The following is a 20,220-nucleotide window of genomic DNA, read 5'->3' on the forward strand; positions in this document are numbered from 1 at the left end:
GCCCGCATCCGTCCTCCGCAGCGCGCACCCGCCCACCCGGCCCGCCCCGCCCGTACCCCCGCGATAAACGCGATCCGTGACGAGAAACGGTCCGAGGGGGCGTTTCTGCGCACGGATGCCGTTTATCGAGGTCAGGGACGACCCGAAACGGGCGCGCGACGGCGCGAGCCGTCACCTACGCACGAGACGACGAAACGCCGCCCCGGCTGCCGGGCAGCGGGACGGCGTCTCCGCGGAAAGCCTCAGGCCTGAGGGGCCTCTGACGCGACGGGGATCCGGCCGGTGCGCACGATGCGGTCCAGAAGCGCATCGAAGTCGGCGGCGAGCTCCTGCGCCGAGTCACCGGGCCACACGTGCAGGGGCTTGGCGGCGCCCTGCGCCTGCTGGAGCGACGTACGCTCGGGCAGCTGCGGGTTGAGCACGAGTGGGCCGAACATGTCGCGCAGCTCCTTGATGCGGAACTGGTGCTCGATCGACTGCGGGCGTACGCGGTTGACGACGACGCCGAGGGGCTGCAGACGCGGCGAGAGGCCGCGGCGGATCTCTTCGATCGCGCGCAGCGCGCGGTCGGCCGCGGCCACCGAGAACAGACCCGGCTCGGTCACGACGACCACGCGGTCGCTCGCCGCCCACGCGGTGCGCGTAAGGGCGTTCAGCGAGGGGGCGCAGTCGATGAGGACGAGGTCGTACTCGCTCTCGATCGTGGCGAGCGCCTCTTCGAGCTTCCAGACGTCGCGCACGCTCGGGTGCGGGCCGTCGAAGTTGATGGCGGACGGGCTGCCGATCAGCACATCGATGGTGCCGGGGTGCACCTTGGCCCACCCGCTCGAGGTGATCGCCTGCCGCACGACCTTCTCTTTGGGGTTCGCCAGGACATCGGCGATGTTGAGGCGACCGGCGACCTGGATGTCCATCCCGGTCGACACGTCGGACTGGGGGTCGAGGTCGACGACGAGAGTGCGAACGCCACGAGCGAAGGCTGCCGAAGCCAGCCCGAGTGTCACGGTCGTCTTGCCGACCCCGCCTTTGAGAGAGCTGACGGAGAGTACGTGCACGAGAGTCCACGTTACCGTCCCCTAGGCTGTGAGCACATTCAGCTCCGCCAGCTTGACGTGAGGTGCGCATGTTCTCGAAGATCCTGGTCGCCAATCGCGGCGAGATCGCCATTCGTGCGTTCCGCGCCGCGTACGAGGTGGGCGCGCGCACCGTCGCGGTCTACCCCTACGAGGACCGCGCCTCCCTGCACCGGCTCAAGGCCGACGAGGCCTACCAGATCGGTGAGCGCGGACACCCCGTGCGGGCGTACCTGGACGTCGACGAGATCATCCGTGTCGCGCGCGAGTGCGGAGCGGATGCCATCTACCCCGGCTACGGATTCCTCTCGGAGAACCCCGAGCTCGCCGCCAAGGCCGCGGCCCACGGCATCACGTTCATCGGCCCTCCCGCCGGGGTGCTGTCGATGGCCGGGAACAAGGTCACCGCGAAGGAGCACGCGATCGCCGCGGGCGTGCCGGTGCTGCGCTCGACCCCCGCCTCCGACGACATCGACGCCCTGCTCGACCAGGCCGACGGCATCGGCTTCCCCCTCTTCGCCAAGGCGGTCGCCGGCGGTGGCGGTCGCGGGATGCGCCGGGTCGAGAGCATGGGCGAGCTGGCTCCGGCTCTGGCCGAGGCCATGCGCGAGGCCCAGAGTGCGTTCGGGGATCCGCGCATGTTCCTCGAGCAGGCGGTGCAGCGTCCGCGCCACGTCGAGGTGCAGATCCTCGCGGATGCCACGGGCGAGACCGTGCACCTGTTCGAGCGCGACTGCTCCGTCCAGCGTCGCCACCAGAAGGTCATCGAGATCGCTCCGGCGCCGAACCTCGACGACGCCGTCCGGCAGGACCTCCACCGGTACGCCGTGGCCTTCGCCCGTTCGATCGGCTACCAGAACGCCGGGACCGTGGAGTTCCTGCTCGAGACGGCGGGACCTCGGACCGGCGAGGTCGTGTTCATCGAGATGAACCCTCGTATCCAGGTCGAGCACACCGTGACCGAAGAGATCACCGACGTCGACCTCGTCCAGTCGCAGATGCGCATCGCCGCGGGGCAGACCCTCTCCGACCTGCACCTGTTGCAGGACGAGATCCATCTGCGGGGAGCCGCGCTGCAGTGCCGGATCACGACCGAGGACCCCACGCAGGGTTTCCGCCCCGACACCGGCAAGATCACGACCTACCGCTCGCCCGGCGGTGCCGGCATCCGCTTGGACGGTGGGACGACCGCGGCCGGATCCCAGGTGAGTCCGCACTTCGACTCGATGCTGTCGAAGCTGTCGTGCCGCGGCCGCGATTTCCCCGCGGCGGTCGCCCGAGCGCGTCGGGCCCTGGCGGAGTTCCGCATCCGCGGGGTGTCGACGAACATCCCCTTCCTGCAGGCGGTGCTCGATGACCCCGCGTTCGTCGCCGGTGACCTCAGCACCTCGTTCATCGACGAGCGTCCCGAGCTGCTGCGCGGGCGCGAGTCGAAGGACCGCGGCACCAAGATCCTGTCGTGGCTGGTGGACACCACGGTCAACCGGCCGAACGGCGAGAATCCGCTCTCGATCGACCCGGCCGCCAAGCTCCCGCGCCTCGACCTGGCCGACCCCGCTCCGGAGGGCTCACGGCAGCGGCTGCAGCAGCTCGGTCCCGAGGGGTTCGCCCGTGCCCTGCGCGAGCAGACCGCCCTCGCCGTCACCGAGACGACCTTCCGCGATGCCCACCAGTCGCTGCTGGCCACCCGGGTGCGCACCCGCGACCTCGCCCGGGTGGCGCCGTACGTCGCCCGCATGACGCCGGACCTGCTGTCGGTCGAGGCGTGGGGCGGAGCGACCTACGACGTCGCCCTGCGCTTCCTCGGTGAAGACCCCTGGGAACGCCTGGACGTGCTGCGCCGGGCCCTGCCCAACATCGCGATCCAGATGCTGCTGCGCGGCCGCAACACCGTGGGATACACCCCGTACCCCACGCAGGTGACCGATGCGTTCGTGACCGAGGCCGCGGCATCCGGTGTCGACATCTTCCGCATCTTCGACGCGCTCAACGACGTCTCGCAGATGCGCCCCGCGATCGACGCGGTCCTGGCCACGGGCACGGCGGTCGCCGAGGTGGCCGTCTGCTACACCGGCGACCTGCTCGACCCCGCCGAGGACCTCTACACGCTCGACTACTACCTGCGTCTGGCCGAGCAGGTCGTGGACGCGGGCGCGCACATCCTCGCGATCAAGGACATGGCGGGTCTGCTGCGACCGGCCGCGGCCGCGCGTCTGGTCGCGGCGCTGCGCGACCGGTTCGACCTGCCCGTCCATGTGCACACGCATGACACCGCGGGAGGACAACTCGCAACCCTCCTGGCCGCCTCGGCGGCGGGGGCGGATGCCGTGGACGCGGCGTCGGCGCCGATGGCCGGCACCACGAGCCAGCCGTCGCTCTCGGCGCTGGTCGCCGCCCTCGCCCACACCGAGCGCGACACCGGGATCGATCTGGCCGCGGTCAGCGACCTCGAGCCCTACTGGGAGGCCGTGCGCCACCTGTACCGGCCGTTCGAGTCGGGGCTCGCGGGCCCCACCGGTCGCGTGTACCGGCACGAGATTCCCGGCGGCCAGCTGTCCAACCTGCGCCAGCAGGCGATCGCCCTGGGGCTGGCGGACGACTTCGAACTCATCGAGGACATGTACGCCGCCGCCGACCGCATCCTCGGTCGCGTACCCAAGGTGACCCCGTCGTCCAAGGTCGTCGGCGACCTCGCGCTGCACCTGGCCGCCGTCAAGGCCGACCCGGCCGACTTCGAGCGCAATCCCGAGAAGTACGACGTCCCCGACTCGGTCGTTTCGTTCATGGCGGGCGAGCTCGGCGATCTGCCGGGCGGCTGGCCCGAACCGTTCCGCTCCAAGGTCCTGGCCGGTCGCGACGCCAAGTCGGGGACGACGCCGCTCACCGACGACGACGCCGCCGCTCTGGCGGGGGAGTCGGGCGAGCGCCGCGCCCGGTTGAACGCCCTGCTCTTCCCCGGACCCACGCGCACGTTCCTCGAGACCCGCGCGACCTTCGGCGATCTGAGCGTGCTCGACACGGCCGATTACCTCTACGGTCTGCAGGCCGGTGGTGAGCACACCGTCGAGATCGAACGGGGCGTGCAGCTGTTCGTCGGACTCGAGGCGGTCGGTGACGCGGATGACAAGGGCATGCGCACGGTCATGACGACCCTGAACGGCCAGCTGCGGCCGGTGTTCGTGCGCGATCGCTCGATCGACGTCGAGGCCCGTCAGGCCGAGAAGGCCGACACCTCCCGGCCCGGTCAGGTCGCGGCGCCCTTCTCGGGAGTGGTCACGCTCAAGGCGACCGAGGGCGACCGTGTGGCCGCGGGTCAGCCGGTGGCGTCGATCGAGGCCATGAAGATGGAGGCGGCGATCACCGCCCCCGTCGAGGGCGTGATCGAGCGGGTCGCGATCGGGGCCACGCAGCAGGTGGAGGCCGGCGACCTTTTGCTGGTGATCCGCCCCGCGCAGTAGCCTGGGAGGGGGCGCTTTCGCGCCCTCTTCCCGTTTGGAGACTGCAGTGACCCCCGACCGCACCGACGAGAACCCCCACGAGGGCGCCGAGCACGGCGTGCTCGACGAGAGCGGGAACCTCGACACGGCGAGCATCACGATCCTCGGAGGGCGCATCGCCCAGGTCAGCGTCGACCTGCCGGTGGCCTCCGATGACGACGACATCGACGACGACGTGATCGAGGACGAGCTCCCGATCGACTCCGCGCCGGCCGACCTGGCTCCGGGCGGGGCGCAGCCCGCGGCGATCGCCGCCGACCGCGGCGATGCCGCCCCGGGCGAGGAGGATCTCGTGCAGGACCACCACGTCGAGCAGCTGCCGACGGGCGACATCATCCTCGAGCCGCACGACGGCGACATCGACCACCGCGAGACGGAACCCCTCGACGACGTCCTCGACGCCGAGGTCGTCGACGAAGAACCGCCGACGGATGCCGAGGCCCCCGGCGCGTCGACCGACGGCGGCTCCCGCGCCCTGGCCGCGGACGAGTCGGCGGGCATCGACGCCGCCGCGGGCGGGTCGCACGAGGACGCCGGGGACGAGGACGCCGGGCACGAGAACGCCGGGCACGAGAGCGCTCGACGTGAGGACGCCGGACACGAGGACGCCGGACACGAGGACGCTGGACACGAGGGCGCTCGGCATGAGAACGCCGGGCACGAGGGTGCTCGGCATGAGAACGCCGGGCACGAGGACGGCGGGCACGAGGGTGCTCGGAACGGGGACGCCGGGCACGAGGACGCGGGCGACGTGCCCGGTGCGGTCGACGACGGCGGCGGTCTGCACGACGACGATCGCGCCGCCGATCTGCAGGATCTCGAGGTGGTCGAGGACGTCGAGCTGTTCGAGGCCGATGCCGCCGAGCCCGTCGACCTGGACGACGCCGCGGGGGATCCCGACCGCGTCGACGCCGCGGTCGTGGCCGCCGCGCTCGACGAACCCCTGACCCACGCGCCGTGGACACCCGCACCGGCGGAAGAGGTCGTCGACGAGACGGCCGCCCGCACGATCCACGACGCGCCGGCCGACCACGTCGTCGCGAAGGTGCCCGACGAGGCGGCCGTCGCGGGCGCGTCGTCCGGCGGCTCGTCGCTCGCCGGGGACCGGGAGGACGATTCCGCCGCGGACCTCGCGACCGCGGACGCCGCTTCCCCGGCCGCGGCGGTCTCCGCAACCCCGACCACACGCGCCGAGCGCGCGGCGACCGGTGTGATCGGTACGGTGCCCCTCACCCGTCGCGGCGCCCATCAGGCCGACGAGGCCGCGCGCGCCGCGGACGACACGGCCCGCGTCGAGCGCGCCCACGCGATGGAACGGGTGCGCACCACCGCCCCCGAGGTCGCACTGACCTCCAAGCGCATCGGGCAGATCGACGACCAGCGTGAGAGCAGCGACCTGCTCACCGCCGACCGGCTGCTCGACCCGCGCCAGATCACCCGCCCCGAGCCCGAGGGACTGTGGCAGCAGCTGGTGTACTCGGTGTCGCGGCACCGCATCAACCTGGGTGACGGCCGCCGCGCGCGCGATCGCAAGGATCTCGATCGTCGCATCGCCGCCCCGCTGACGGGGGGAGCGCGTTTCGTCCCGGTGCTCTCGCGCAAGGGCGGCGTCGGCAAGACCACCGTCACCTCCCTGCTGGGCATGGCCCTCGCGGACGCGCGCGACGACCGCATCATCGCCGTCGACGCGAACCCCGACCGGGGAACCCTCGCGGACCGTGTGGGCCGCCCCAACGGTCGCACGGTGCGCGACCTCGTCCGCGCGCATGACGAGATGGCGGGGTACAACGACGTCTCCACCATCGTGGCCCGAGACGCCACCCGCCTCGACGTCCTGGCATCCGATTACGATCCGCGCGTGTCCGAGGCCTTCAGCGACGACGACTACCGCCAGGTCGCCGACGTCGCCGCGCACTACTACTCCATCGTCCTCACCGACACCGGAACGGGGATCGTGCACTCCGTGATGGGCGCCACGCTCGAATTGGCCGACACTCTCGTGATCGTCGCGGGTCTGTCGGTGGACGAGGCACGGTTGGCGTCCGAGACATTGACCTGGCTCGAGACGAACGGCTACGGCGCACGCGTGCGCGACGCCGTCGTGGTGCTGAACAACGCCCGCCCCGGAGCGCCGCTCGTGCGCGAGAACGAGCTCGAGGCGCACTTCCGCTCGCGGGTGCGCACCGTCATCCGGATGCCGTACGACGCGCGCATCGCGGCCGGCAGCGCCATCGCCTTCCGCGACCTCGAGCCCTCGACGCGACAGGCCGCCCGAGAGCTCGCCGCGGCGGTCGTCGAGGGGCTGCGCGCATCGGCGGGCGCGGCATGACCGTCCGGCAGATCCGCTTCTTCGGCGACCCCGTGCTGCGCGCGAAGAGCGAGCCGATCACCGAGGTCGACGACGGCGTCCGCGCCCTCGTCCAGGACCTGCTCGACACGGTCGCGCTCCCCGGTCGCGCCGGGGTCGCCGCGCCGCAGATCGGTGTGGGACTGCGCGCGTTCAGCTACAACATCGACGGCGACATCGGCTACGTGCTCAACCCCGTTCTGGTCGAGACTCGCGGCGAGCCCGAACCGGTGGGTGAGGGATGCCTCTCGGTTCCCGGACTGTGGCACGACGCCCTCCGCTACCCGTGGGCGCGGGTCGAGGGCACCGACCTGGACGGCAACGCGGTCGTGCTCGAGGGCGAGGGTCTGCTCGCGCAGGCGCTGCAGCACGAGACCGACCACCTCGACGGCATGCTCTATCTCTCGCGGCTCCCCGCCGAGACGCGCCGCGAGGCGATGCGGCAGGTGCGCGAGAGCGACTGGTTCTGACCCGACTCCTGCCGGGGGACGGATGACGGCATCCGTCCAACCCGGACGTCCGCGCTGGCGTCACGAGAACAGGAGCGTGCGTCGACGACAGGCGGATGCGCCGCGAACCGTCCTGTCTGCGTGGCATCTCCTGTCCTCGTGACGCGAAACGGCCCGATCCCCCGAGGGACCGGGCCGTTTCGGCATCCCGGGTCAGGGCAGCGACACGTTGGTCGTGTTCACGGGTACGGCGTAGATGTCCTCGATGGCGTCGGCGAAGTCGGCGACGATGACGTTGCGCTTGATACTCATCTTGGGCGTCAGATGACCGCTGGCCTCGGTCCACTCCGTCGGGAGGATCGTGAACTTGCGGATGGACTCGGCGCGCGAGACCCGCGTGTTGGCGCGGTCGATTGCGCCCTGCACCTCGGCGCGCACCTTCTCGTTCGTGCTCGCATCGGCGAGCGACAGGTCGGCGGGCAGGCCGTTGTTGGCGAGCCAGGTCGGCAGCATCTCGGGGTCCAGGGTCACCAGCGCCGAGATGAAGGGCTTGTGATCGCCGACCACCACGACCTGTCCGACGATGGGGTTGGCGCGGATGGGGTCCTCGAGCGCGGCGGGGGCGACGTTCTTGCCGCCCGCGGTGACGATGATCTCTTTCTTGCGTCCGGTGATCGCCAAGAACCCGTCGGCGTCGAAGGAGCCGATGTCGCCGGTCTTGAACCACTCCCCGTCGAAGGCCTCGGCGGTGGCCTCGGGGTTCTGCCAGTACTCGCGGAACACGTTGATGCCGCGCACCTGGATCTCGCCGTCGTCGGCGAGGCGCACGCCCACGCCGGGAAGGACCGGGCCGACCGTGCCGATCTTCGACATGGTGGCGAGGTTGACGGTGGCGGGCGCGGTCGTCTCGGTGAGGCCGTACCCTTCGAGGATGACGACGCCGAGGCTGCGGAAGAAGTGCCCCAGCCGTGGGCCGAGCGGGGCCGATCCCGACACCGCGTACACGACGCGTCCGCCCATGGCATCCCGGAGCTTGGAGTACACCAGCTTGTCGAAGAGGGCGAACTTGGCCTTGAGCACCAGGGGGATCTTCTTGCCGTCCTGCAGGCGCTGCGAGTGCTCGACGGCCGTGGCCGCGGCGGCCCGGAAGATCCTGCCCTTTCCGCCGGCCTCGGCCTTCTGCTCGGCGGAGTTGTAGACCTTCTCGAAGACGCGCGGCACGGCCAGCAGGAACGTCGGGCGGAACGATCCGAGTGCGGGCAGAAGCTGCTTGGTGTCGGGCTGGTGGCCCGTCTTGACCCCCGCGTGCACGTTCAGCAGCGAGATGAACCGGGCGAACACGTGCGCGGTCGTGATGAACAGCAGCGTCGAGGCGCCCGGGGTCTCGACCACCTCGTGCAGCGCCTTCGCGGAGTTGCGGGCGAGCTCGACGAAGTTGCTGTGCACCAGCACGCAGCCCTTGGGACGGCCGGTCGAGCCCGAGGTGTAGATGAGCGTCGCGACGTCGTCCGCCTTGGCCAGGTGACGGCGCCGCTGGATCTCTTCGTCGGTGATGTGCGTCCCGTTCGTCACCAGACGATCGAGATCCCCGGCGTGCATGCCCCAGACCTCACGCACGAGCGGGAGGTCGCTGCGCACCTCCTCGAGGCGCTGGGCGTGCTCGGCCGACTCGAGGACCACGGCGATCGCGCCCGAGTCCGACAGGATCCACGAGATCTGCGACGGGGAGCTCGTCTCGTACACCGGCACCATGACGGCTCCCGCGTAGAACAGCGCGAAGTCCACCAGGGTCCAGTCGTAGGTGGTGCGGGCGATGAAGCCCACCTTCTCGCCCGGCTGCACACCGGCGGCGACGAAACCCTTCGCGAGCGCGATCACCTGGCGCTCGAAGTCGGCGGCCGTGACCTCGCGCCAACCGTCGGCGTCGGGGACGGCGAAGAGGGGCCGATCCGGCGTTGCGCGAACGCGCTCGGCAAGCAGATCGGACGCGTTGGCATCGGGATCGGCGGGGACGACAGCGGGAAGGTCGAACTGGATCACGGTAACTCCTTTGGCACCGGCAGAACGTCGAACGGTCCCGCAAGTCTATCCGCATGCATCGGTGCGGTCCGGGACGGCGCCTCCGCGGCTCGACGGGGGTGGCTAGACTTCTCCGGGCCGCGCGGCACGCTCGGCCCGGAAGGGAGTGCGGTGCGCAACGTCGGCATCGATATCGGGGGCACAAAGATCGCGGGCGGCGTCGTCGACGCCGACGGCACGATCATCGAGAAGCTCCGCGTCGACACCCCCATCGACCCCTCGGCCCTCGTGGACGCCGTGGTCGACATGGCCGACCACCTGCGTCGCGCCCACGACGTGCACGCCATCGGCGTGGCCGCGGCGGGATTCATCAGCCGCGACCGCAGCACCGTCATCTACGCCCCCAACATCGACTGGCGCGACGAGCCGTTGCGGGCGCGGCTCGAGCAGCGTCTCGACGCACCCGTCACCATCGAGAACGACGCCAACGCCGCCGGCTGGGGCGAGTACCGCTTCGGCGCGGGCCAGGGTGTGCGCGACATGGTGATGCTCACGATGGGCACGGGTGTGGGCGGCGCGATCGTCACCGACGGCGAGCTCTTCCGTGGCGGGCACGGCATCGGCGCCGAACTGGGGCACATGCGCTTCGTCCGGGGCGGCCACCCCTGCGGCTGCGGACAGAACGGATGCCTCGAGCAGTACGCCTCGGGACGTGCGCTGCAGCGCGAGGCCAACGCCATCGCCGACGAGGGCGGGATCGGTGCCGCTCTGGCCGCCGTCCGCGAGGAGCGGGGTGCGATCCCGGGACCGGCCGTCTCGCGTCTCGTGCTGGCCGGCGATCCCGGTGCCGTCGAGGCCCTGCGCCGCGTCGCCACCGCCCTCGGCGAGGCGTGCGGAGGCTTCCAGGCGGTGCTCGACCCCGAGGTCTTCGTGATCGGCGGGGGAGTGGCGCAGCTGGGGGCCGACCTGCTCGAGCCGGTGAAGCTCGCATACGAGACGTCACTGCCGGGGTACGGTGAACGTCCGGTCGCGGAATTCGCGATCGCGCGCCTGGGCAACGACGCCGGTCTCATCGGGGTCGCCGACCTCGCCGGGAAGGAGCGCTGACGATGTTCTACTGGCTCATGAAATACGTGGTCATCGGACCGGTCATCAAGGCCGTGTTCCGCCCGTGGATGGTGGGTCGGCGCAACATCCCCACCGAGGGGGCGGCGATCCTCGCCAGCAATCACCTGTCGTTCTCGGATTCGATCTTCCTCCCGCTCATGATCGATCGCCGCATGGCGTTCCTCGCCAAGAGCGACTACTTCACCGGGAAGGGCCTGAAGGGCTGGGCCACCCGCGTGTTCTTCACCGCGACCGGTCAGCTGCCCATCGACCGCTCGGGCGGCAAGGCGTCGGAGGCCTCGCTCAACACCGGTCTCGGCGTCCTCGGTCGTGGGGAGCTGCTCGGCATCTATCCCGAGGGAACGCGCAGTCCCGACGGCACCCTGTACCGCGGCCGCACGGGCATCGCCCGGATGGCGCTGGAGGCACGGGTTCCCGTCATCCCCGTCGTCATGGTCGACACCGGCGCGGTCATGCCGATCGGACAGCGCGTCCCGCGCGTGGGGCGCGTGGGGATCGTCATCGGCGAGCCGCTCGACTTCTCGCGCTTCGAGGGTATGGAGGGCGATCGTTACGTGCTGCGCTCGGTCACCGACGAGATCATGGTCGCTCTGCAGCGCCTGGGCGAACAGCGTTACGAGGACGTCTACGCCTCGACGGTGAAGGACCGCCTGGTGACCGCGCAGGCGGCGAAGGCGCCGTCGGCGCGCCACTAGACTTCAGGGGTGAATCAGCAGCTCCTCGACCTCGACCACTGGCGTTCTCTGCCCATCAAGCAGCAGCCGCAGTGGTATGACGAGGCCGCGGTGGCCGCGGCATCCGCAGAGCTGGCGACCCTCCCGCCGCTGGTCTTCGCCGGCGAGGTCGACATCCTGCGCGACCGCCTCGCGCGCGCCGCCGCCGGTCAGGCCTTCCTGCTGCAGGGCGGCGACTGCGCCGAGACGTTCGCGGGCGCCACCGCCGAGCAGATCCGCAACCGCATCAAGACGGTCCTGCAGATGGCCGTCGTGCTCACCTACGGCGCGTCGATGCCCGTGGTCAAGATGGGGCGGATGGCGGGGCAGTTCGCCAAGCCCCGCTCGAGCGACACCGAGACGCGCGGCGCCGTGACGCTGCCGGCCTACCGCGGCGACATCGTGAACGGCTACGACTTCACCGAGGAGTCGCGCAAGGCCGACCCGGCGCGTCTGCTCAAGGGCTACCACACCGCCGCGTCGACGCTGAACCTGATCCGTGCATTCACGCAGGGCGGGTTCGCCGATCTGCGCGAGGTGCACAGCTGGAACAGGGGCTTCGCGAGCACCCCCGCCAACCAGGCCTACGAGAGCATGGCGACCGAGATCGACCGGGCCATCAAATTCATGGAGGCCGCGGGCGCGAACTTCGACGAGTTGACGCGCGTGGAGTTCTACACCGGTCACGAGGGTCTGCTCATGGACTACGAGCGCCCCATGACCCGGATCGATTCGCGGACGGGTCTTCCCTACAACACCTCGTCGCACTTCCAGTGGATCGGCGAGCGCACGCGCGAGCTCGATGGTGCGCACGTCGACTACTTCTCGAAGATCCGCAACCCCATCGGGGTCAAGCTCGGCCCCACGACCACGGCCGAGACCGCCCTCGCGCTGATCGACAAGCTCGATCCCGAGCGCGAGCCCGGGCGTCTGACCTTCATCACGCGCATGGGCGCCGGCAAGATCCGCGACGCACTGCCTCCGCTGCTCGAGGCCGTCCGCGACTCGGGTGCGACGCCGCTGTGGGTCACCGACCCGATGCACGGCAACGGCATCACGACACCGACCGGGTACAAGACGCGGCGCTTCGACGACGTCGTCGACGAGGTGCGCGGGTTCTTCGAGGCCCACCGTTCCGTCGGCACGCACCCCGGCGGCATCCACGTCGAACTCACCGGCGACGACGTGACGGAGTGCCTGGGCGGTTCGGAGCAGATCGACGAGGCGACCCTCGCGACGCGGTACGAGAGCCTGTGCGACCCGCGCCTGAACCACCGGCAGAGCCTGGAGCTGGCGTTCCTCGTCGCCGAGGAGCTCGAGAAGCGCTGACGCCCGTCGCGTCGACGACGCCCCCGGCCCGTAGGGTCGGGGGCGTCCGCGTTCCCGGGCGCGCAGCTCACTCCGCGACCGTGCACCACCGGGTCCCACCGCGACGAGGGCATCCCGGTGTCGGAGGCCGCACTCGAGAGCGTCGCGCGCGCGGCGCCCGTCAGAGCGTCGGCGTGAGGGTGATGGTCGCACCGCGCGGGGCCGTCGACCCCGGTTGCGGGTTGCTCGCGCGCACCTTGTAGATGTCCCAGTACTTGAAGCCGAGCGGGAGGGTGCCGTCGTCGATGCCCGCGTTCACCTCGAATCCGAGGCCCTCGAGCTGGGTGACGGCGTCGCGGATGGACTTGCCGACCAGGTCACCCGGGATCTGCACGGGCTCGGGGCCCTTCGACACCACGAGCGGAACGGTGTCGCCGGGGCGCCAGTTGCCGCCCCCCTCGCGGTCGCCCATGCTGATGACGACGCCGGATGCCACGGAGTTGCTGAAGCGTTCCGAGACGGTCGACGCGAGCCCGACTCCGTCCAGAGCGCGCTGGGCCTGACTCAGCGATTCACCGGTGACGTCGGGGATCGGACCGAGCGAGACGACCAGCGTGGCGGCGTCCCCCTCGTACACGGTGCAGCCGTCGGTGCAGGCGATCGCGTCGCCACCGGAACGCGGGATGATCGTGGCATCGAGGACGGCGCCCTCGCCGGCGTCGGAGAACTGACGTTCCGGGTCGTCGCCGACGCCGACGAACGCCCCTTGCAGGATGCCGCGCACCTCGTCGGCGCCGCGTCCGCCGAGCGCGGGGATCTGGTGGGTCGCCGGTCCGATCGAGACGAACACGGTGACGAGCGACTCCTTGTCGAGACGCGCGCCCGGGGCGGGATCCGACCCGATCGTGGTCCCCGAGGGGATGTCGCGATCGTTGACGTCCTGCTGCTGCGCCTGGAGCTGCTGCTCCGCGAGCAGGATCTGCGCATCGGCGAAGCTGCGGCCCGACACATCGGGCACGGCCACGAGAGAGCCGGGGCCCGACCCGAAGTACCACCCCGTGAACCCGGCGCCCGCGGCGAGCAGGAGCACGACGATGAGCACCCACACGCCGCGTGCGGAGCGCTTGCGCGTGCGAGACCGGAGGCGAGCGGCGTTGTCGGGCTCGTCCACGGTGGCCGATGGGACGGCGGCGGTCTGCGGCAGCACCTTGGTCAGCTCGCGCGATTCGGCGGGGGTGGGAGCGCCGGCCGTGCCGACGGCGACGGCGCGGGCCACCTGCGGCGCCAGCCCCAGCTCTTTCTCGATCGCGCGCAGCCGCTCGAGCATGGCGCCCGCGTCCAGTGGGCGGTCGCCGGGTTCGCGCTCGGTCGCCCACAGTACGAGCTCGTCCAGCTGTTCGGGCACGCCGGCGTTGCGGGCGCTGGGGCGCGGGACCGAGTCGGTCGCGTGCTGGTAGGCGATCTGCATCGGCTGCTCGCCCTTATAGGGCTGCTCGCCGGTCAGCATCTCGTAGAGCATGATGCCGAGCGAGTAGATGTCGCTGCGGGCATCGGCGGTTCCGCGCGTGACCAGCTCGGGCGCCAGGTACGCGATCGTGCCCATGAGCTGGGCCCCGCTGGCGGTGTTGGCCGTGGTCGCGCGCGCGAGTCCGAAGTCGCCGATCTTGATGCGGCCGTCCTCGGCGAGCAGGACGTTCTCGGGCTTGACGTCGCGGTGCACGATGCCCGCGCGGTGGGCGGCGGCCAGGCCCGAGAGGATGGCGTCCATGATCGTGAGGGTCTGATCGATCGTGAGGCGCCGGTGCTCGCGCAGCAGTTCGCGCAGCGTGATGCCGGGCAGGTACTCCATGACCAGGTAGGCCATGTCGCCGTCCTGACCCTGGTCGAAGACGTTGACCACGTGCGGGTCGCTCAGCCGCGCCGCGGAGCGGGCCTCTTGGATGAACCTGCTCTGGAAGACGGTGTCGTCGCTGAGGTGGCCGTGCATGACCTTGAGCGCGATCCGGCGCTCCAGGCGCAGATCGGTCGCGACGTAGACGGTCGCCATGCCTCCGCGCGCGATGCGCGCGCGGACCCGGTACCGGCCGTCGACGAGACGGCCGATCAGCGGGTCGGCCTGCTGACTCGTGCTCACAGGTCGAGTCTACGGAGCGGCCCCTGTGAGCACGGGCAACGGCTCACCGCGTCCTCGGCTCAGCCCAGCACCTGCAACCAGGTGGTCGCGGGCGCTTCCCACTGCGCGTAGCGGTCGGGGTAGGCCGAGATCTGCACGGCCTGCGCCGCGTCGGCGTAGCCGAGCCGGTCCCATCCGGGGATGTCGAGCAGGCCGCGCGTGGTCGCGCCGTTGGGGTCGCCCTGTCCGCCGAAGAACACGCGCGTGGCGCGGTCGCGGTCGCGGATCTGCTCGGCCGTGCCCCAGCCCATGCTCGGCCGTTGCTGGAAGAGCCCGAGCGAGTCGCGATCGCCCCAGTCGAGGTTGCGCAGCCACGACTCCTGCATCGCGGTGCCCAGGGCGATCACGATGCCCCGATCCGAGACCCCGAGCTCGCGGCCGATCCGGATGATCAGGCGCGCGTTCTCGGACTGTTCCGCGTCCAGGCCGGGGGCGACGGTGACGACGGTCGCCGCGGGCGCGGCGGCGGGAGCGGCGGAAGGGATCTGCAGCACGTCGCCCGGGTAGATGATCGACGCGCGGGTGAGGCCGTTGGCCCCGAGGACCGCGTCGACCGAGACGCCGTGGGCGCGGGCGATGGCCGAGACGGTGTCACCGGGGCGCACCTCATGCGCCGTGGTCGCCGGTGCGGGAGCGGGGGCCGGGGCATCGACCGCGGGCGGGCTCGCCGCGGGACCGAGCGAGAGCACCTGGCCCGGTCGGATGACGCTGCCCGGGCCGAGGCCGTTCGCCGCCTGGATGGATGCCGTCTCGACGCCGTGGGCGCGCGCGATCGCCCACACGGTGTCGCCGGGTCGGACGGTGTGGGTGGCCGGGGGCGCCGCGACGGCGGCGACCACGGGGAGGGCCGCCCGGGGCGTCGCCGAGGGTGCGGACGCGAGCGGGGGGAGCGGGGTCGCCGCGTGGGCGGCGTTGTCGCCCGTGAGGCTGAGCGCGATGGTGCCGGCCACGGCGGCGGGCCAGGCCAATGCGGCACGGCGCGAGGCGCCGTCAGCGGCGTCGCGGACGAGGTGGGGGGAGGAGGGGAGTCGTCGCATGGTGGGGGATTTCCGTTCTTCCGACTGCCCGACACGCTGACATGGCTCGGGAAGGATGTCAACGCATGAGGCTCATGTGACTGCTGTGACGCACGAGGTCCCGGCGGTGCGGGAGGACCTCCATCGCCCCGGGTGAGATAGTGGGACGGTGACCGAGAACTCCCGTTACGCGACCGAATGGCTGACCATCCCCGACCTCGTCGAGCTGCTCGACGAGCCCCTCGGAAAGGTCCGCCGCCTCCTCGACGACAGCTACCTCGTCGGCTCGCGTCGGGACGGCGTCTTCAAGGTGCCGTCGGTGTTCCTCGTCGACGGGCGACCGCTGCCCTCGCTCCGCGGCACGATCATCGTGCTGCACGATGCGGGCTTCGATCCCGACGAGACGATCGACTGGCTCCTGACGCCCGAGGACACCATCGGCCTCGCCCCCATCGAAGCGCTCCGGGCGGGGCGCAAGAGCGAGGTGCGGCGGGTCGCGGCGACGCTCGCCTGAGGGCGGCCTCGGCGTCCGCGCGCTCCGGGTGCGCTCAGGCCGTGCGCTGGGTCGCGGCGTGCGCCAGCGTGCGGAGCTCGTCGACGGCCTCCGCGCGCAGCGGAGCACCGTCGAGGGCATCGTCGGCGGCCCGCGCGTACGCGGAGATGAGCTGCTCGAGACGGTCAAGCGCTCCCGTGCCGGTGATGACTCGCTGCAGATCGGCGATCTGGGCGGCATCCAATCCCGGATCGCCCAGCAGTGCGTCGATGCGCGCGCGCTCGACGTCGGAGAGGGCCTCGCGGGCGTAGGCGACGAGCACGGTCCGCTTGCCCTCGCGCAGATCGTCGCCCACGGGCTTGCCCGTCACGGCGGTGTCGCCGAACACGCCCAGGACGTCGTCGCGCAGCTGGAAGGCCATGCCGACGTCGTGGCCGAACCGGCCCAGCGCGTCGCGCTGCGCGTCGTCGGCTCCGGCGAGGGCGGCCCCGATGAGCAGGGGCTGCTGGATGCTGTAGCGCGCCGACTTGTACGAGGCCACCCGCAGGGCGCGATCGGCGTGGGTGTCGTCGGGATAGACGGTGTAGGCGGACTCCTCGGCGACGTCGAGGAACTGGCCGATCGTGACGTCGCGCCGCATCCGGGCGTACGCCCGACGGGCCGCCGCCGCGGTGGCGGGGGAGAGGGCCAGGCCGTCCTCGAGAAGGTCGTCGCTCCACGCCACGAGCAGATCGCCGAGCAGGATCGCGCCCGAGCGCCCGAAGGAGTCGGAATCGCCGGTCCAGCCGGCGGCGCGGTGCGCCTTCTGGAGGGCGCGGTGGGCGGCGGGCTGACCCCGTCGGGTGTCGGAGTTGTCGACCAGATCGTCGTGGACGAGGGCGGCGGCGTGGAAGATCTCCAGCGACGTCGCAACAGCCAGCGCTGCGTCGTGTCGATCGTCACCGGCCTCGTCGACGGCGCGGAACCCGGTGAGACAGAAGCGGGCCCGCAGGCGCTTGCCACCGCGGAGTGCGGACGCTCCGGAGCGGGTGAGCATCTCGGCCTCGGGCCCCAGTGAGGACGCGTACGATAACTGTTCGGAGAGGAACTTGTCGAGTCGCTGGGAAACAGCTTCGATCGGTTCCTGGGAGGTCGGCACGGGCCTAGCCTAGTGATCCACGCCGCGCGTAGAATTATCCGCATCGAACAATAGAGGGGGATGCATGCCACTCTCCGAACAGGAGCAGCGTCTGCTTGATGAGATGGAGCGCCATCTCATGAGTAACGACACGGATGTCGTGTCCGCTCCCAGTCGCGCCCTCAGCTATCGCAACATCGTCCTCGGTTCGATCCTGGTGCTCGCCGGTCTCGGTGCCCTGGTCGTGGGCGTGTCGATCGGTTTCAACACCGGTGTCCTCGGCATCGCGATCGGCGTGATCGGCTTCGTCCTCATGGTCGGCGGTGTCGTCTTCGCGGTGACCCCCACCCGTGGCGCCGCTGCAGCGCCCGCGCGCACCGGCAAGACGCGCGGTCCCCGCGCCTCGGGCAGTTCCTTCATGGATCGCATGAACGACCGGTGGGACCGCCGCCGCGAAGGTCCCTGACCCGCCAGCCCACCCCCTCGTCGATCAAGCACCGGCTCTTCGGAGTCGGTGCTTTTTCGTGTGCCCGGGGGTCGGCATCCCTCGGTCTCCGGCGGCCGACTCGCTCCCTTTCGCTCCACTCGCGCTCCACCGCGCGGTCCGGGATGCGGTCGGGGCGCGGGATTCCGCGGTTCTCGGCGTGGCGCTCTTCGGTGCCGCACACAGTACACGGAGGAGCGCCTGCCCAGAAGACCCCGGATTTCGATGGCGTTGTGGAGGGCTGTGGAGTAAAGTGGGGGAAACTTCGCAGGCCGGACGAAGGGGGTGGACGCCCGAATGCTGCTCGGTACGCACACACCCAAGCTCGACGACAAGGGTCGGGTCATCCTGCCGGCGAAGTTCCGTGACGATCTCGGCGCCGGGGTGGTGATCACGCGCGGGCAGGATCGCTGCCTCTACGTGTTCAGCACCGAGGAGTTCGAGCGCGTGCACGAGCGGATCCGCGAGGCCCCGCTCAGCAACAAGCAGGCCCGCGACTTCCTGCGCATGTTCCTCTCGGGGGCCAGCGCCGAGAAGCCCGACAGCCAGAACCGCATCACCGTTCCGCCGGCGCTGCGCTCCTACGCGGGGCTGGGGCGGGAACTGGTGGTCACGGGTGTCGGCGCCCACGCCGAGATCTGGGATGCCGAGGCGTGGAACGCCTACGCCGAAAGCAACGAAGAGACCTACGCCGAGATGGAGCAGGAGGTGATCCCGGGACTGTTCTGACCCTCCGGCTGTGATGCCCAGCCGCACGCCCTGACGCACTTCCCCGGCGCCAGGTCGATGCGGGTGGGGATCAGAGTCGGAGGACCGGTCCCCGCTCATCATGGATATCCGCGACATCCACACCCCCGTCCTGCTGGAGCGCTGCGCCGAGCTCCTCGGACCCGCGCTGCAGAAGCCGGGCGCGGTCTTCGTCGACGGCACGCTCGGCATGGGCGGGCACTCCGAGGCGTTCCTGCAGCGCTTCCCGAACGCCTCGCTCATCGGGCTCGACCGCGACACCGACGCCCTGCGCATCGCAGGCGAGCGGCTCGCACGCTTCGGCGACCGCGTGACGCTCGTGCACACCGTCTACGACGGCATCGCCGAGGCCGTGACATCCGCGGGTCTGACGAGGGTCGACGGCATCCTGTTCGACCTGGGCGTGTCGTCGCTGCAGCTCGACGTGGCCGACCGCGGCTTCGCCTACGCGCAGGACGCCCCCCTCGACATGCGCATGGACCAGACCACCGGGGTCACGGCCGCCGAGGTGCTCGCCACCTACGGAGAGGGTGACCTGCGGCGCATCTTCGAGCGCTACGGCGAAGAGAAGCTCGCCGGGCGCTACGCCCGGGCCATCATCGCCGCGCGCGCCGAGGCGCCGCTCGAACGCTCCGGCCAGCTCGTCGACGTGCTGCAGGCGGCCACCCCCGCCGCCGTGCTGCGCGAGCGCCACCCCGCCAAGCGCGTCTTCCAGGCGCTGCGCATCGAGGTCAACGCCGAGCTGTCGGTCCTCGAGCGCACCATCCCCGCGGCGCTCGGCGTGCTCGGTGTCGGGGGGCGGATCGTGGTGCTGTCCTACCAGTCGCTCGAGGACCGCCTGGTCAAGCGCGTCTTCGCCGAGGCCTCGGCATCCACCGCCCCCCGGGGACTGCCCGTGGAACTGCCCGAGCACGCGCCGAAATTCCGGCTGCTCGTGCGCGGTGCCGAACTGGCCGGCGACGACGAGCGCGCCGCCAACCCCCGAGCCACCCCCGTGCGACTGCGTGCGGCCGAGCGGATCCAGGAGGACGCATGAGTGCATCCCAGGCCATCGACGCCGCCTTCCTTCCCGACTTCCCGACCCCGGTCCGCGAACGCCGGCTGACCGTCGTCCCCGCGACGGCCCGTCGTCGTGCCCCGCGCCGCCTGTTCGGCATCGTCGCCGTGGCCGGCGCGCTGGCGATCGTGCTGGTGCAGATGGGACTGGGCATCCTGACCACCCAGAGCTCGTTCGAGATCGCCACGCTCACGCAGCAGCAGCGAGACCTGACCTACCAGAAGCAGATCCTGTACGACGAGACCGCCGGGCTCAGCTCGCCCCAGTACCTCGCCGCCAACGCCGCCGCGCTCGGCATGGTGATCGACGAGTCGCCCACCTACCTGCGCCTGAGCGACGGGGCGGTCATCGGCTCGGACACCCCCGCCGACACCACCTCGTCGGTGGATGCCAAGGGTCGCGGTTCGGTGAACAACTCCCTGATCGCGGGGGTGCCGCTGGTGACCGACCCGGCGGCCCCGGCCGTCGAGCCCCCCGCACCGACCGCCGCCGCACCCGCTGCGCCCGCCGAGGGTGCGGCCGCGGGGGAGATCCCCGCGACCGGATCGGCGACACCCCCGTCGATCAGCGACGGTCTGCCGACGCCCGCGACACGATAA

The 20,220-nt window shown here is 71.1% G+C and carries 16 protein-coding genes; 11 read left to right on the forward strand and 5 right to left on the reverse strand.

Features of this window, described 5'->3' with window-relative positions:
• Positions 1–242: 242 nt before the first annotated feature.
• Positions 243–1,055 carry a ParA family protein gene (locus tag ACIPVB_RS07960; RefSeq protein WP_108320518.1) on the reverse strand — a complete coding sequence of 271 codons (813 nt, stop codon included), beginning with the start codon at positions 1,053–1,055 and terminating at the stop codon, positions 243–245.
• Positions 1,056–1,123: 68 nt separating this feature from the next.
• Between ACIPVB_RS07960 and ACIPVB_RS07965 the strand changes: the two genes are divergently transcribed.
• The 3 genes from ACIPVB_RS07965 to def are packed head-to-tail and all read left to right on the forward strand — an operon-like array spanning position 1,124 to position 7,387.
• Positions 1,124–4,531 (forward strand): pyruvate carboxylase, encoded by a 3,408-nt coding sequence (locus tag ACIPVB_RS07965; RefSeq protein ID WP_400368021.1) that lies wholly within the window; start codon positions 1,124–1,126, stop codon positions 4,529–4,531.
• Between the two features lie 46 nt (positions 4,532–4,577).
• Positions 4,578–6,899 carry a MinD/ParA family protein gene (locus ACIPVB_RS07970; RefSeq protein ID WP_400368023.1) on the forward strand — a complete coding sequence of 774 codons (2,322 nt, stop codon included), beginning with the start codon at positions 4,578–4,580 and terminating at the stop codon, positions 6,897–6,899.
• Positions 6,896–7,387 (forward strand): peptide deformylase, encoded by a 492-nt coding sequence (gene def / locus ACIPVB_RS07975; protein ID WP_400368025.1) that lies wholly within the window; start codon positions 6,896–6,898, stop codon positions 7,385–7,387. The genes ACIPVB_RS07970 and def overlap by 4 nt, the downstream gene beginning before the upstream one ends.
• Before the next feature lie 192 nt (positions 7,388–7,579).
• Here the strand turns inward: def and ACIPVB_RS07980 are convergent, their stop codons facing one another.
• The gene (locus ACIPVB_RS07980) at positions 7,580–9,406 is read right to left on the reverse strand and encodes an AMP-dependent synthetase/ligase (RefSeq protein WP_400368027.1); all 1,827 of its coding nucleotides are present in this window, start codon (positions 9,404–9,406) and stop codon (positions 7,580–7,582) included.
• Positions 9,407–9,556: 150 nt separating this feature from the next.
• Here ACIPVB_RS07980 and ACIPVB_RS07985 point away from each other — a divergent pair, with 150 nt between their 5' ends.
• From ACIPVB_RS07985 to ACIPVB_RS07995, 3 genes are read left to right on the forward strand one after another with little or no spacing between them, the layout of a single operon-like run.
• Positions 9,557–10,492: an ROK family glucokinase gene (locus ACIPVB_RS07985; RefSeq protein ID WP_400368029.1), complete on the forward strand. Its 936-nt coding sequence runs from the start codon at positions 9,557–9,559 to the stop codon at positions 10,490–10,492.
• Between the two features lie 2 nt (positions 10,493–10,494).
• Complete coding sequence (locus ACIPVB_RS07990; RefSeq protein ID WP_400368031.1) at positions 10,495–11,208, forward strand: lysophospholipid acyltransferase family protein; 714 nt, start codon at positions 10,495–10,497, stop codon at positions 11,206–11,208.
• Between the two features lie 9 nt (positions 11,209–11,217).
• Positions 11,218–12,555, forward strand: a complete 1,338-nt coding sequence (locus tag ACIPVB_RS07995) for a class II 3-deoxy-7-phosphoheptulonate synthase (protein ID WP_400368033.1) — start codon at positions 11,218–11,220, stop codon at positions 12,553–12,555.
• A 160-nt stretch (positions 12,556–12,715) separates the two neighbouring features.
• Here the strand turns inward: ACIPVB_RS07995 and pknB are convergent, their stop codons facing one another.
• Together pknB and ACIPVB_RS08005 are read right to left on the reverse strand one after the other, a co-directional pair.
• Positions 12,716–14,668 (reverse strand): Stk1 family PASTA domain-containing Ser/Thr kinase, encoded by a 1,953-nt coding sequence (gene pknB, locus ACIPVB_RS08000; protein ID WP_400368034.1) that lies wholly within the window; start codon positions 14,666–14,668, stop codon positions 12,716–12,718.
• Positions 14,669–14,727: 59 nt separating this feature from the next.
• Complete coding sequence (locus ACIPVB_RS08005) at positions 14,728–15,744, reverse strand: LysM peptidoglycan-binding domain-containing protein (RefSeq protein ID WP_400368035.1); 1,017 nt, start codon at positions 15,742–15,744, stop codon at positions 14,728–14,730.
• 148 nt (positions 15,745–15,892) lie between these two features.
• Between ACIPVB_RS08005 and ACIPVB_RS08010 the strand changes: the two genes are divergently transcribed.
• Positions 15,893–16,237: an Rv2175c family DNA-binding protein gene (locus tag ACIPVB_RS08010; RefSeq protein ID WP_400368037.1), complete on the forward strand. Its 345-nt coding sequence runs from the start codon at positions 15,893–15,895 to the stop codon at positions 16,235–16,237.
• A gap of 34 nt (positions 16,238–16,271) precedes the next feature.
• Here ACIPVB_RS08010 and ACIPVB_RS08015 read toward each other — a convergent pair whose 3' ends face one another.
• Positions 16,272–17,354 (reverse strand): polyprenyl synthetase family protein, encoded by a 1,083-nt coding sequence (locus tag ACIPVB_RS08015; protein WP_400368039.1) that lies wholly within the window; start codon positions 17,352–17,354, stop codon positions 16,272–16,274.
• 64 nt (positions 17,355–17,418) lie between these two features.
• On the opposite strand from ACIPVB_RS08015, the gene ACIPVB_RS08020 reads away from it, so the two are divergent.
• From ACIPVB_RS08020 to ACIPVB_RS08035, 4 genes are all read left to right on the forward strand, one after another.
• Positions 17,419–17,799, forward strand: a complete 381-nt coding sequence (locus ACIPVB_RS08020) for a DUF3040 domain-containing protein (protein WP_400368040.1) — start codon at positions 17,419–17,421, stop codon at positions 17,797–17,799.
• A 315-nt stretch (positions 17,800–18,114) separates the two neighbouring features.
• The gene (gene mraZ, locus ACIPVB_RS08025; protein WP_264630642.1) at positions 18,115–18,546 is read left to right on the forward strand and encodes a division/cell wall cluster transcriptional repressor MraZ; all 432 of its coding nucleotides are present in this window, start codon (positions 18,115–18,117) and stop codon (positions 18,544–18,546) included.
• 100 nt (positions 18,547–18,646) lie between these two features.
• Positions 18,647–19,600: a 16S rRNA (cytosine(1402)-N(4))-methyltransferase RsmH gene (gene rsmH / locus ACIPVB_RS08030; RefSeq protein WP_400368041.1), complete on the forward strand. Its 954-nt coding sequence runs from the start codon at positions 18,647–18,649 to the stop codon at positions 19,598–19,600.
• Complete coding sequence (locus ACIPVB_RS08035; RefSeq protein ID WP_400368043.1) at positions 19,597–20,220, forward strand: hypothetical protein; 624 nt, start codon at positions 19,597–19,599, stop codon at positions 20,218–20,220. Before rsmH ends, ACIPVB_RS08035 begins: the two co-directional genes overlap by 4 nt.

The sequence above is a fragment of the Microbacterium sp. NPDC090007 genome (assembly GCF_044748345.1).
Lineage (GTDB): Bacteria > Actinomycetota > Actinomycetes > Actinomycetales > Microbacteriaceae > Microbacterium.

Bases quoted from the DNA above. Each gene is read 5' to 3' on its own strand.
- ACIPVB_RS07965 (WP_400368021.1), top strand. From the start codon at position 1,124: ATGTTCTCGAAGATCCTGGTCGCCAATCGCGGCGAGATCGCCATTCGT.
- def (WP_400368025.1), top strand. From the start codon at position 6,896: ATGACCGTCCGGCAGATCCGCTTCTTCGGCGACCCCGTGCTGCGCGCG.
- ACIPVB_RS08035 (WP_400368043.1), top strand. From the start codon at position 19,597: ATGAGTGCATCCCAGGCCATCGACGCCGCCTTCCTTCCCGACTTCCCG.
- ACIPVB_RS08005 (WP_400368035.1), bottom strand. From the start codon at position 15,744: ATGCGACGACTCCCCTCCTCCCCCCACCTCGTCCGCGACGCCGCTGAC.
- ACIPVB_RS07990 (WP_400368031.1), top strand. From the start codon at position 10,495: ATGTTCTACTGGCTCATGAAATACGTGGTCATCGGACCGGTCATCAAG.
- ACIPVB_RS08020 (WP_400368040.1), top strand. From the start codon at position 17,419: ATGCCACTCTCCGAACAGGAGCAGCGTCTGCTTGATGAGATGGAGCGC.
- mraZ (WP_264630642.1), top strand. From the start codon at position 18,115: ATGCTGCTCGGTACGCACACACCCAAGCTCGACGACAAGGGTCGGGTC.
- rsmH (WP_400368041.1), top strand. From the start codon at position 18,647: ATGGATATCCGCGACATCCACACCCCCGTCCTGCTGGAGCGCTGCGCC.